The sequence below is a fragment of the Pantoea sp. 18059 genome (assembly GCF_902706165.1).
GTDB lineage: Bacteria > Pseudomonadota > Gammaproteobacteria > Enterobacterales > Enterobacteriaceae > Pantoea > Pantoea agglomerans.
In genome coordinates, this window is record NZ_CACSJS010000001.1 from 1,192,540 (window position 1) to 1,204,245 (window position 11,706).

The 11,706-nt window shown below is 60.1% G+C and carries 10 protein-coding genes; 2 read left to right on the forward strand and 8 right to left on the reverse strand.

The annotated features are described in order from the left end of the window. The first annotated feature begins 316 nt into the window (after positions 1 to 316). Positions 317 to 1,060 carry a response regulator gene (locus GVJ63_RS05665; protein WP_159226525.1) on the forward strand — a complete coding sequence of 248 codons (744 nt, stop codon included), beginning with the start codon at positions 317 to 319 and terminating at the stop codon, positions 1,058 to 1,060. Positions 1,061 to 1,075: 15 nt separating this feature from the next. Here the strand turns inward: GVJ63_RS05665 and GVJ63_RS05670 are convergent, their stop codons facing one another. The 4 genes from GVJ63_RS05670 to GVJ63_RS05685 all read right to left on the reverse strand — a co-directional run bounded on the left by GVJ63_RS05670 (position 1,076) and on the right by GVJ63_RS05685 (position 5,338). After that, the gene (locus GVJ63_RS05670) at positions 1,076 to 1,759 is read right to left on the reverse strand and encodes a D-lyxose/D-mannose family sugar isomerase (protein WP_159226526.1); all 684 of its coding nucleotides are present in this window, start codon (positions 1,757 to 1,759) and stop codon (positions 1,076 to 1,078) included. A 44-nt stretch (positions 1,760 to 1,803) separates the two neighbouring features. After that, positions 1,804 to 2,742 carry an ABC transporter substrate-binding protein gene (locus GVJ63_RS05675; RefSeq protein WP_010670879.1) on the reverse strand — a complete coding sequence of 313 codons (939 nt, stop codon included), beginning with the start codon at positions 2,740 to 2,742 and terminating at the stop codon, positions 1,804 to 1,806. Positions 2,743 to 2,832: 90 nt separating this feature from the next. Continuing rightward, positions 2,833 to 3,813, reverse strand: coding sequence for a ribose ABC transporter permease (locus tag GVJ63_RS05680; RefSeq protein WP_010247757.1), 981 nt, complete (start codon positions 3,811 to 3,813; stop codon positions 2,833 to 2,835). Between the two features lie 10 nt (positions 3,814 to 3,823). Beyond that, positions 3,824 to 5,338 carry a sugar ABC transporter ATP-binding protein gene (locus tag GVJ63_RS05685; protein ID WP_159226527.1) on the reverse strand — a complete coding sequence of 505 codons (1,515 nt, stop codon included), beginning with the start codon at positions 5,336 to 5,338 and terminating at the stop codon, positions 3,824 to 3,826. Positions 5,339 to 5,485: 147 nt separating this feature from the next. Here GVJ63_RS05685 and GVJ63_RS05690 point away from each other — a divergent pair, with 147 nt between their 5' ends. Continuing rightward, positions 5,486 to 8,101: an ATP-binding protein gene (locus GVJ63_RS05690; protein ID WP_159226528.1), complete on the forward strand. Its 2,616-nt coding sequence runs from the start codon at positions 5,486 to 5,488 to the stop codon at positions 8,099 to 8,101. Here GVJ63_RS05690 and phnE (GVJ63_RS05695) read toward each other — a convergent pair. The 4 genes from phnE (GVJ63_RS05695) to phnC form a co-directional block, all read right to left on the reverse strand. Further along, positions 8,055 to 8,939 carry a phosphonate ABC transporter, permease protein PhnE gene (gene phnE / locus GVJ63_RS05695; RefSeq protein WP_159226529.1) on the reverse strand — a complete coding sequence of 295 codons (885 nt, stop codon included), beginning with the start codon at positions 8,937 to 8,939 and terminating at the stop codon, positions 8,055 to 8,057. The two genes, GVJ63_RS05690 and phnE (GVJ63_RS05695), sit on opposite strands and share 47 nt — an antisense overlap. After that, a complete protein-coding gene (gene phnE, locus GVJ63_RS05700; protein ID WP_159226530.1) occupies positions 8,936 to 9,796 on the reverse strand; it encodes a phosphonate ABC transporter, permease protein PhnE in 861 nt (286 codons plus the stop codon). Before phnE (GVJ63_RS05700) ends, phnE (GVJ63_RS05695) begins: the two co-directional genes overlap by 4 nt. A gap of 93 nt (positions 9,797 to 9,889) precedes the next feature. After that, positions 9,890 to 10,816, reverse strand: a complete 927-nt coding sequence (phnD, locus tag GVJ63_RS05705; RefSeq protein ID WP_159226531.1) for a phosphonate ABC transporter substrate-binding protein — start codon at positions 10,814 to 10,816, stop codon at positions 9,890 to 9,892. Positions 10,817 to 10,842: 26 nt separating this feature from the next. Continuing rightward, the gene (gene phnC, locus GVJ63_RS05710; RefSeq protein WP_159226532.1) at positions 10,843 to 11,673 is read right to left on the reverse strand and encodes a phosphonate ABC transporter ATP-binding protein; all 831 of its coding nucleotides are present in this window, start codon (positions 11,671 to 11,673) and stop codon (positions 10,843 to 10,845) included. Positions 11,674 to 11,706 lie beyond the last annotated feature (33 nt).

An 11,706-nucleotide genomic window follows, 5' to 3' on the forward strand; every position in this document is an offset into this window, starting at 1 on the left:
AATCGCCTGAAATCCCTGACTTACCCACTGCCCAAAGCAATTGCCATGCCATCTACCGACGCAATCGATTACCTGGCAGAGCCGGGTACGCCTAAGAGAATTCCGAACCAAAACGAGGCGCGATTATGGTGCAATGCACCGATGCCGCGCAATCGTTTTCCTGCGGCAAACAGGCAGCCCCGAAAAACTCTGCGCCAGCGCACGCTTCCGCACTCTCACAGGCGAAGCTGGTCACGTTTCAGCACGCTGCCTCAGCAACCTTTTCTGGCCTGTGTAGACTCCTGAATTAACTCTTTCGTAACATTGAGGCCGCGCAATGAAGCCAGCAATTTTGGTGGTGGATGATGATCCTGCAGTCTGCGACGTCTTGCAGGATGCGTTAAGTGAACATCTGTTAACGGTCTACCGCTGTCATCAGGGACGCGAGGCGCTATCGATGCTAAGCGAACACCCGGAAATCTCGCTGGTGATGCTGGATATGATGCTGCCCGATACCAACGGGCTACTGGTGTTGCAGCAGCTTCAGCGTCAGCGACCCGAAGTGCTGGTGATTATGCTGACCGGTATGGGTTCTGAAGCGGAGATGGTGGTGGGCCTTGAGATGGGCGCAGATGATTACATCGCCAAACCCTTTAATCCACGCGTGGTAGTAGCGAGAACCCGGGCGGCCCTGCGTCGCAGCGGACGCATTGCCCATGCCGACCCTGAACAGGAGGGCTGGCGTTTTGGCGGCTGGCAACTGGATGATGGCCGCTGCCAGCTGTTTAATCCGCAGCGCGAGCTGGTGCCGCTGACCCAGGGGGAATATAGCCTGTTACGCGCGCTGGTTCGCCACGCCCGAAAAGTGCTTACCCGCGATCAGTTGCTGGAGCTGACCCATAGCGAAAGTCTCGACGTGTTTGATCGCACCATCGACGTGCTGATCATGCGGTTGCGCCGTAAAATCGAAATCAATCCGCACCAGCCCGACCTGATCCGCACCATCCGCGGACTGGGCTATGTCTTTTCGGCCGATGTGGTGAAACCCGATTCAACAACGCATGCCAGTCAGATTGCCTGATTACGCCTGCCGCGCTCAGGATAGCCAGTGCGCGTAATCGTTGCACAGCAGCCAGCGCGGCGCTTCATCCTCCTCCAGTGGGTTGAAACGAGCCAGCGGCGTCAGAAACACATTGTCGTTTTCGTCATCGTTGGTCATCGACACCTCGCCCACCAGCACGTCGCCGAAGCCACTTTCCCCCCAGAAACTGTGCCAGATGCCCGCCTCCAGCGTCACGCTTTCACCCGGTGAGAGCCGCAGTTGTGAACCGGCGGCATGGGCCTGGCGCAGGCCATCCAGTGACACCGCCACCAGCGAGTCAGCCAGCCCGTCACCGTCGCGGTTATGCAGTTCGACAATCAGATTCCCGCCGCCGCGATTAATGATGTCTTCCATCTTGCGCGGATGGTAGTGCATCGGCGTCTGCTGCCCTTCCCGCACGTGCATTATTTTCTCGGCGTAGGGTTTATGCCACGGCTGCCCGCCTGGTGAACCGTTGCGCAGGGTAAACAGCGTCAGCCCGGTCTGCAGAAAATCAGCCGCGCCAAAACTGGTGAGATCCCAGCCCAGCCGCAACGCCAGAATCTCCTGCGCGACCTCACGATCCTGAGCCCGCCACTGGCTCACATCGAAATCGGCCCACGGCGGCAGATGCACATCCTGCTGTCGGAAAAACTCGCGCGTATGTTGCAGGTAATAATTAACCTCTGAACGTTGCATGGTGGCCTCCTGAGAGCGGCACCTTAAAGGTGCCGCACTAAAGCTTATTTCACCGTCCAGCCCTGATAGCTGCCGATATTATTACGATCGATCAGTTTCACCGGGATCAGCACGGGCTTATCGGGTGCCGGTTTGCCCTGCAGAATGTCATAACCAATCTCGACCGCTTTGGCGGCCATGACCTGTGGATCCTGCGCAGGCGTCGCGACGAACAGTGAATTCTTGCGCTTGAGCGCCTCTTCACCGTCCGGCGAGCCATCAACGCCAACGATAAAGAACTCACTGCGCTGCGCCTGTTTCGCCGCTAAGTCTGCACCAATCGCTGTCGGGTCGTTGATGGCAAACACCGCATCAATTTTTGGATTGGCAGAAAGCAGACCGGTCATGACTTCCAGTCCGCCTTCACGACTGCCTTTGGCGTTCTGGTTGTAAGAGAGCAGCTTGATGTCAGGATGGGTTTTCAGCTCGGTCATGCAGCCTTCAACGCGGTTCTGCACTGCAGAGACCGGTGGTCCGTTGATGATCACCACGTTGCCTTTGTTCTTCAGGCGGTCAGAAATATATTTACAGGCCATCGCGCCCGCCTCGGTGTTATCGGAGGTGATGGTCGCATTCGCGCCATCGGCCGCCACGTCGACCGCCACCACTACAATACCGGCATCACGCGCCCGCTTCACCGCCGGGGCGATCCCTTTGGAGTCGGCGGCGTTGAGAATAATCATGTCGACTTTGGCCGCAATAAAGTTATCAATCTGGCCCACCTGCTGACCGAGATCGTAGCCGCTGGAGACCAGCGTCACATTCACCTTATCGCCCGCCAGCTGACGCGCCTTCATCTCTGCGCCTTTGGTGATCTGCACGAAGAAGGGGTTTGCCAGATCGCCGACCGTTACGCCGATAGATTTGAGTTCTTTTGCCTGAGCCAGGCCGGTACTGAACAGCGTCGCCGCCAGCAGCCCGGTTACAATCGGATTAAAACGCATAGACCTTCTCCTGCTGTTTTCAAGGTGCCAACCACTTAATGGCGTTTTTTAGATGGCGGAGGTGTAATGGCACATCCGCCCTTTTAAGACTCAACTCACATGATGACGGGTACGGTATTTGTCGATCAGCACCGCGATGATGATGACCGCGCCCTTGATCACCAGCTGCCAGAAATAGGAGACCCCCATCAGCGTCATGCCGTTATTCAGCGTGGCGATAATCAGTGCGCCAATCAGGGTGCCGGTGATGGTGCCGATGCCGCCGACAAAGCTGGTGCCGCCGAGGATCACCGCCGCAATCGCATCCAGCTCATAGCCAACCCCAAGGTTGCCGTTGGCGCTGTAAAGCCGCGAGGCACTCATCAGTCCGCCCAGCCCCGACAGCAGCCCGCTCATGCCGTAGACAAACAGCAGCACCATCCCCACCTTGATGCCGGTGAGACGCGCCGCCTGGATATTGCCGCCGACCGCGTAGATATGGACGCCCAGCGTGGTGCGGCGCAGGATGAACCAGCAGATGGCGATCACCGCAAAGGCAATCACAATCAGCCACGGCACCGGCCCGAGATAGCCGTTGCCGATCCACTCAAAGTTAATATCGGAATTGATTACTGTGGTGCCATCCGCCAGCAGGTAAGCGGCTCCGCGTAGCGCGGTGTAGGTGCCAAGCGTGACGATAAAGGGCGGCAACCCGGCCCAGGCGACCAGGATGCCGTTGAACAGCCCCATCACCAGGCCTGCGCCCAGCGCCATCGGAATGGTCATGGAAGCCAGCATCGGATCCAGTGATGCCACCAGCGCCACCACCGCGGTGGTCCCCAGCATTGACCCTACCGACAGGTCGATGCCGCCGGTGAGGATCACAAAGGTCATGCCCGCCGCCAGCACGATGTTAATCGACGCCTGACGGGTGATGTTGAGCAGGTTTGCTTCGGTGAAGAAGTTCGGCGTGACGAAACCAAATATCGCCACGATCAGGATCAGAATCGGCAGGATACCCACCGTTTGCAGCAGATCGCCCATCAGGGCGCGTTTCAGCGTCGGTGCTTTGGTGCGGGCCAGTTGTGTCATGGTGGTCTCCTTAGATTTCGCCTGCTGCCGCGCTGTGCGCACCGGTTGCCAGCGTCATAATATTTTCCTGACTGATGTGGCTGCCCTCCAGCTCACCGACGATGGTGCCTTCGTGCATCACGTATACGCGGTCGCTCATCCCGACCACTTCCGGCAGTTCGCTGGAGATCATCAGAATCGCCACGCCCTGCCGCGCCATCTCCTGCATCATGCGGTAGATCTCGCTTTTCGCCCCGACATCGACGCCGCGCGTCGGTTCATCGAGGATCAGAATGCGCGGACCAATCGCCACCCAGCGCGAAATCAGCAGCTTCTGCTGGTTACCGCCCGACAGACCGCCCGCCCGGACCTGAGCGTGAGGAACGCGAATATTGAGTGAAGCGATCGCCTCATTGGCGATGGTCTGCCCTTTGCGGCGGTTCAGCATCCCGTAACTGGCGTCACGTTCCAGCGTCGCCATCACGATGTTCTCCTGCGCCGCCATCTCCAGAAACAGTCCCTGCTCTTTGCGGTTTTCGGTGAGGAAACCGATGCCGCGTGCAATCGCATCGCGCGGTGAATGGATGGTGACCTTTTCGCCATCGATCCAGATCTCGCCCTCTTTCGGCTTGTGCACGCCGAAGATCAGCTGTGCCAGTTCGCTGCGACCTGCGCCCACCAGACCGGCCAGGCCGACAATCTCGCCGGCCCGCACTTCAAGACTGCTGGGATGCACTTTGCCGCCGTCGGTAAGGTGATTGACCGCCAGCCGGATATCACCCAGCGGGATAGCACGGTCTTTGTTAAACAGGTCGCTGAGCGGCCGTCCGACCATCATCCGCACCAGTTCGCTGGCGTTGAGCTGGTCACGGGTCAGGCTGCCCACATACTCCCCGTCGCGCAGCACACTGACGCGATCGGACAGCTCATACACCTCCGCCATGCGGTGGCTGATATAGATGATCGCCATGCCTTCGCTGCGCAGCCGTTTGATCAGCGCGAACAGCTGTTCGGTTTCGCGGTTGGAGAGCGCGGCGGTCGGCTCATCCATCACCAGAATGCGGCTGTTGCGCTGCAGCGCGCGGGCGATCTCCACCTGCTGCTGCTCGGCGATGCTCAGACGGCTGACCAGATCCCAGGCGCTGAACTGCGCGCCGAGCCGGTCAATGACCCGCTGCGCCTCTTCGGCCATCTGCCGCCGCCTGACCAGCCCGCCGGGCGCGATTTCGCTGCCGAGAAAAATGTTCTCCGCCACCGTCAGGTTAGGTGCCAGGTTGATCTCCTGATAAATCAGGGTGATCCCGGCGGCCAGTGCCTCTTTCGGCCCTTTCAGCGCCCAGGGCTTGCCTTCAATTAAAATTTCCCCGCTGCTGGCGGTATAGGCACCGGCCAGAATCTTCATCAGTGTGCTTTTACCCGCGCCGTTCTCCCCCATCAGCGCGTGGACCTCACCGGGATAAACCGTGAGATCAACGCCCTTCAGGGCATAAAAGCTGCCGAAGCGCCGGGTAATTCCCCGCATTTCCAGTATCGGTGTGGCTGTCATCGCCTCGCTCCTGCGGACTGTGGATAGCCGTTAGTAAAGCAACGCCAGATAAACGGAAAATGTCAGCGCCCATTCATATTTGTCATAAACGCCCGCCTGCACGCTCCTATACTCGGCCCATCGTTGCAGTGAATAAGAGGTCGTGGGATGCAGCGCACTTATCCGTGGCAGGCCGGGGCACGTGGACGCCTGTTGCTGTTCAATCTGCTGGTGGTGTCGGTCACGCTGATGGTCAGCGTGGTGGCGATCTTGGGCTTTCGTCATGCCGGGGCGATTCAGGAGCAGGCACAGGCGCAGACCCTGGCCGACATGAACGGCAGCCTGGCGCTGGCGCGGGATACCGCCAACGTGGCGACAGCGGCAGTGCGGCTGTCACAGGTGGTGGGCGCGCTGGAGTACCAGAGCGAATCACAGCGGCTGCAGCAGAATCAGCAGGCGTTGCAGCAGTCGCTGAGCCTGCTGGCCAGTGCGCCGCTGGCGGCACGTCAGCCGGAGCGCATCGCCCGGATCCGCGCCCGCAGCCTGATGCTGGAACAGACGATTAACAGCCTGCTGCTGACCGGTCACCAGCGTCATCTGCAGCGCAACAACATGCTGAGCGACCTGTGGCAGACGCAGATTCTGCTCAGCCATATCGACCAGCTGGTGCAGCGGGAGCAGCGGACGCTGCCGGATGCCGCACTGCGGGAGCAAACCGAACGGCTGATCACCATCGCGATCCGCACACCCTCGCCCATCGCCGTCATCGAACAGCTCCAGCAGGTGATGGCGCAGTGGCGCAACGTGCCGCTGACGGGCGTGACCGGCGAAAACGTGCAGCGACTGCTGGCTACCCAGCAGCGCCTGCTGCCGCTGGCAGAGGCGCTGGAGCAGAGCGACCTGGCGATCGCCTATGCCACCTACCGGATTAAAGCGCTGGTGGCGATGCTGAATGAAGATATCAGCGCCTCGGTGCAGCAGGTGGCGTTACAGAGTGAGGCGCGCACCCTGGCGACCCACCGTGAGCTGGATTCCATCATCGGCTTTATCGCGCTGTTTGCGCTGCTGGCGCTGGCAATTACCGGCTATGCCGGTATCTACATCTATCGCAATCTCGGGTCGAGCCTGACGGCGATTGCCGGGGCCATGACGCGGCTGGCGCAGGGCGAGCAGAACGTCAGCGTGCCAGGGCTGCAACGCCGCGACGAGCTGGGCGAGCTGGCGCGGGCGTTTAACGTCTTTGCCCGTAACACCGCCTCACTGGCTCACACCTCACGGCTGCTGAAAGAGAAGAGTAATCAGCTGGAGTCCACCTTTCTGGCGATGCGCGACGGCTTTGCGCTGTTTGATAACAACGGACAGCTGGTGGTGTGGAATGCCCAGTATGCGGAGCTGCTCGGCATCGCACCGCATGAGCTGCATCGTGGCGTTCCCTGGCAGCAACTGCTGGCGCCGCTGGCGGTGGATCTGCACGATCCCGGTGAACCGCAGGAGATCCGGCTGGCCGATGGTCGTACGCTGGAGCTGCGCTTCAGTCCAATCCCGCGGCGCGGCATGGTCAATACCGTGCTGGACCGGACCTCGCGTAAAACGCTGGAGGAGGCGCTGCAGCACAGCCAGAAAATGAAGGCGGTTGGCCAGCTGACCGGCGGACTGGCGCATGACTTCAACAATCTGCTGGCGGTGATTATCGGCAGTCTGGCGCTGACCGAAGGCCAGCTGACGTCCGGCCCGCTGGCCAGCCGGATTGAGCGGGCGCGGCAGGCGGCCGACCGCGCTGCACAGCTGACCCAGCGGCTGCTGGCGTTCTCCCGCAAGCAGGCTCTCTATCCCCGTGCGGTGTCGGTGGTGACGCTGGTGGATAACCTGCAGGGGCTGCTGCAGCACTCGCTGCTGCCCGGTCAGCAGCTGATTATTGATGCGCAGCGTCCCGGCTGGCCCGCCTGGATTGATGCCAGCCAGCTGGAAAATGCGCTGATGAATCTGGTGGTGAATGCCCGCGATGCGATGCATCAGCAAAGCGGTGAAATCCGGCTGCGCATCTGGAATCAGCGCCGTCTGGAAGGGGATGAGAAACGTGACAGGGTCACAATTGAGGTGATAGACCACGGCTGCGGCATGTCGGCAGGGGTTCGTGAGCAGGTGTTTGAGCCTTTTTTCACCACCAAAGCTACCGGCAGCGGCAGCGGGCTGGGCCTGTCGATGGTCTATGGTTTTGTACGGCAGTCAGGCGGCCAGATCGAACTGGAAACCGCGCCAGGCCAGGGCACCACGGTGCGGCTGCTGTTGCCACGCGCGCCGGAAGCCGCCGTCGCCGCAGTGATCGCCCCGCCATCGCCTGTGCACATTGAGACGGACATTGCGGCGGCCAGTAACCGGCTGGTGCTGGTGCTGGATGATGAACCGGCGGTGCGCCAGACGCTCTGTGAGCATCTGCATCAGCTGGGTTATCTGACGCTCGAGTGTGGTGACGGTGAAGAGGCGCTGGCGCTGCTGCGCCAGACACCTGATATCGACCTGCTGATCAGCGACCTGATGCTGCCCGGCGAGATTAACGGCGCGGAGGTGATCCGCCAGGCGCAGCAGAACTGGCCGCAGCTGGCGACGCTGCTCATCAGCGGTCAGGACCTGCGCCATCAGCCGGTGACGCTACCGCTGTGCGAACGGCTGGCGAAGCCCTGGCAGCAGGCACAGCTGGTGCAGGCGTTACAGCGCGCCTGGCAGCGCAGCAAAAGGCTTAATCGCGCGCAGCAGGCTGCCACAACGGCACCGGCTTCCCACTGATGTAGCGCTTGCGCAGGCGGCTGGAGATCACATCCATCACCATCACTACCACCACCAGAATCAGCGTCAGGAACATCACCACATCCCAGTTCCACAGGCGCATATTCTCAGCGTAAACCAGACCGACGCCCCCGGCGCCGACAAAGCCCAGCACCGCCGCTGAGCGGGTATTGGACTCTATCTGGTAAAGGCTCAGCGCCAGAAACTGCGGGAATGACTGGGTGAAGATGCCGAAGCGGTGTTTCTGCAGGCTGTTGGCGCCGACGGCGCCCAGTCCGCGCCCCGGTGAACGCTCCACCGCTTCGTGCCCTTCGGCGTAGAGTTTGCCGAGCAGACCGACATCCTGCAGGATAATCGCCAGCACCCCGGCCAGCGGCCCCATACCGACCGCCCGGACGAAGATCAGCCCCCAGATCGCCATGTCGATGCCGCGCAGCAGATCGAACAAACGGCGCATCAGAAACGCCAGCGGTTTCGCAGTTCGGCTGTGCATCACGTTGCGCGCCGCCAGAAACGACAGCGGCAGCGCCAGCAGCGAGGCAGTCAGCGTGCCGGCAAAGACAATCGCTAAGGTGATGCCGACCTGCGACAGATAGTAGCCAAACGGCCAGTTCAGGAAGTCGTGCCAGACAAACATCCGCAGGAAATAGCGCCCCAGCTGCTGGCAGCCCATCAGCAAACGCGACCACTCCAGACCAAACACCGAAAAGAAAAAGAGGTAATAGAGCAGTACCGCCAGTGTGATCAGCGCCAGGCGACGCAGATAGCGCGGCTGTGCGGCGAAGAGTTCACGATGCTGCTGCTTCATTAGCGCGATATCGGGAACGGTGCTTATCATGTCCTGTCTCCTGTCACACGGCGACGAAGCTGGCCGGAGAGCGTATCCAGCAGCGACACCACAATCAGGATCAGCAGCAGCGTCATACTGACCTGATCGTAGCGGTCCAGTTTGATGTTGGTCATCAGCTCCTGGCCGATGCCGCCCGCGCCGACCAGCCCAAGGATGGTTGAGGAGCGGAAGTTAATCTCCAGCCGCATAAAGCTGTAGGAGAGAAAGACCGGCTTAACCTGTGGCCAGAAGGCGAAGCGCATCCGCTGCAGTTTGCTGGCTCCGCAGGCGGCCAGGCCGCGTACCGGCTTATCCGACGCCGACTCAATCGCCTCGTAAAACAGCTTGGTCAGGCTGCCCACGGTGTGCAGCGCCAGCGCCAGAAAACCGGGGATCGCCCCGATGCCAAAGGCCATCACAAACATCACCGCCCACGCCAGCTCCGGCATGGTGCGCAGGAAGGCGACAAAGGCGCGAATCGTCATCCGCACGCTGACCGGCGTCTGAGTGTTGTCGGCGGCGAAAAAGGCCAGAACCGCGGCCAGTGCCACCGCCACCAGCGTCGAAGCCAACGCCAGTTGTAGTGTTTCCCAGATCAGCGGCAGCTGGATCGGCAGACGGTAGCCCCAGTAAGCCAGCGAGCCTTCGGTCTTGCCGTCGGCAAAGAGCAGCGGCAGATGCAGCACCGGCAGGATTTCGTGCAGGTAGTCAAAGAAGTGCGGCAGCGACTTCCAGACGGTAAGCAGATTAAATTCTGCCACCCTGCCCGCCGCCAGGTAGAGTGCCACCAGCAGCAGTGACCAGAGCAGCGTGTCTCGTTTCTGCTGGCGGCGGATGCGTTGGTAGTAGTGTTCGAATTCGGTCAAAGGGGATCTCCGGCGCTAAAGCAGCGGGACGCAGGCGAGTTTGCTGCGTCCCGCTTTCCCCGCCTGAGCGGAGAAGATAAGAAGTAGCTGGATTTAGCCGCGGCTGCCTTTCATCAGGTCGCGCTTCATATCGATGATGTTCTGATAATCGGCAACCGTCGCCTGACCGATATGCTGCTCGCCGCCCACCGCTTTCACGAAGCAGGCGTGATCTTCCTTATCCAGCTTTTTAATCGCCGACACCACTTTCGCTTTAAAGCCAGCGGGCAGCTTGTTGCTGATCAGCACGGGACCGTTGGGGATCAGCGGTGACTGCCAGATAATGCGGATCTGCTTCATCAGATCCGGATGGTCCATGCGGATCAGACGGCCAAACGCGCCAGAGGTATAGCCGCTGTTGTAGTCACCGACCAGTGAGGTCCAGGTCACTGCGCCATCAAACTGGTTATTCAGCACGCCCAGAATGTCCTGCTCATGGCCGCCGGAGAAGGTGACGCTGGAGAAGGTGTTGTTATATTTGTCATCCACTGAGCCGCCGAACATCTTCTTAAACGCCTGGTTCGGCATCAGGAAGCCGGACGTCGAGTCGGGATCGGCCATACCGAATGATTTCCCTTTCAGGTCTTCCAGCTTTTTGTACGGGCTGTCCGCTTTGACAATCACCACCGAGTGGTAGCCACGTGACTGATCTTTGTCATCCACCACAATGCCAACCACATCCACCGCTTTCGGGTCCTGAATGTAGACCGACGCAAACGAGGCTGGCGACATGCTCAGCACCATATCAATCTTGCCACCCAGCAGACCCTGAATCACGCCAGAGTAGTCGGAGGCGTTGCGCATCTGGGTATCCACACCCAGCTCTTTATCAAAGAAGGTCTTCACACACTGATTATCGCCAATCTGCTGGGTGGCGTTCTGACCGCCCAGAATCCCCAGATTAAGCTGTTTCGGCGCATCCGCTGCGCTGACACCAAACGCCATTACACTGGTCAGGAGTGCTAAAGAAGTCAGTTTCATTCGGGGTTGTTCTCTTGCTGTGGAAGTTAATGGATTTGGTTAAGTTCATCGCCGTACAGCTGGTGCAGCAGGCTGTCGGTCAGTCCTGAAGGATGGCCGTCAAACAGCACCACGCCGCGCTGAATGCCAATCACCCTGGTGCAGTAGCTTTTCACCAGCTCAATCGAGTGCAGGTTGACCATCACGCTGATGCCCTGCTCGCTGACCTGACGCAGCACATCCATGATGCGCTTGGTATTTTTGGGATCGAGTGACGCCACCGGCTCATCGGCCAGCAGGATTTTGGGGTTCTGCATCAGGGCACGGCAGATCGCCACACGCTGCATCTGCCCGCCAGAGAGGTTTTCCGCCCGCTGCAGCGCCTGCGGCAGCATGTTCATCCACTGCAGCAGTTCGATGGCGTGCGCCCGGTCGTTGTCGGAGAAGATTTTAAAGAAAGATTTCAGCGTACCGGTCTGGCTCAGACGGCCCAGCAGCACGTTGGTCAGCACGTCGAGGCGTGGCACCAGACAGAAATCCTGAAAGATCATGCCGCACTGGCTGCGCCATTCGCGCAGCTGGCGGCTGTTGAGCGTAACCACGTTACGATCCGCTTCGCCATGATGCAGACTGATAATCGCGCCGGAAGTCGCTTCAATCGTGCCGTTGAGCATGTGCAGCAGGGTCGATTTACCCGCGCCAGAGCGGCCAATCACCGCCACCAGCTCACCGGCGTGCAGGTCGAAACTGACCTGATCCAGCACCTGAGTGTCGCCGTAGGCTTTGCTCAGTTTCTGCACCGACAACACTTTTTGTCCGCTGAGGCTGGCCGGTGACAGGTCGTTGTCGACCACCGTTTTCAGAAGTGCCTGTGCCATGGTTTCTCCGTCATCGCTGATTGCGTTCTGCGG

Bases quoted from the DNA above. Each gene is read 5' to 3' on its own strand.
- GVJ63_RS05665 (WP_159226525.1), top strand. From the start codon at position 317: ATGAAGCCAGCAATTTTGGTGGTGGATGATGATCCTGCAGTCTGCGAC.
- GVJ63_RS05670 (WP_159226526.1), bottom strand. From the start codon at position 1,759: ATGCAACGTTCAGAGGTTAATTATTACCTGCAACATACGCGCGAGTTT.
- GVJ63_RS05675 (WP_010670879.1), bottom strand. From the start codon at position 2,742: ATGCGTTTTAATCCGATTGTAACCGGGCTGCTGGCGGCGACGCTGTTC.
- GVJ63_RS05680 (WP_010247757.1), bottom strand. From the start codon at position 3,813: ATGACACAACTGGCCCGCACCAAAGCACCGACGCTGAAACGCGCCCTG.
- GVJ63_RS05685 (WP_159226527.1), bottom strand. From the start codon at position 5,338: ATGACAGCCACACCGATACTGGAAATGCGGGGAATTACCCGGCGCTTC.
- GVJ63_RS05690 (WP_159226528.1), top strand. From the start codon at position 5,486: ATGCAGCGCACTTATCCGTGGCAGGCCGGGGCACGTGGACGCCTGTTG.
- phnE (WP_159226529.1), bottom strand. From the start codon at position 8,939: ATGATAAGCACCGTTCCCGATATCGCGCTAATGAAGCAGCAGCATCGT.
- phnD (WP_159226531.1), bottom strand. From the start codon at position 10,816: ATGAAACTGACTTCTTTAGCACTCCTGACCAGTGTAATGGCGTTTGGT.
- phnC (WP_159226532.1), bottom strand. From the start codon at position 11,673: ATGGCACAGGCACTTCTGAAAACGGTGGTCGACAACGACCTGTCACCG.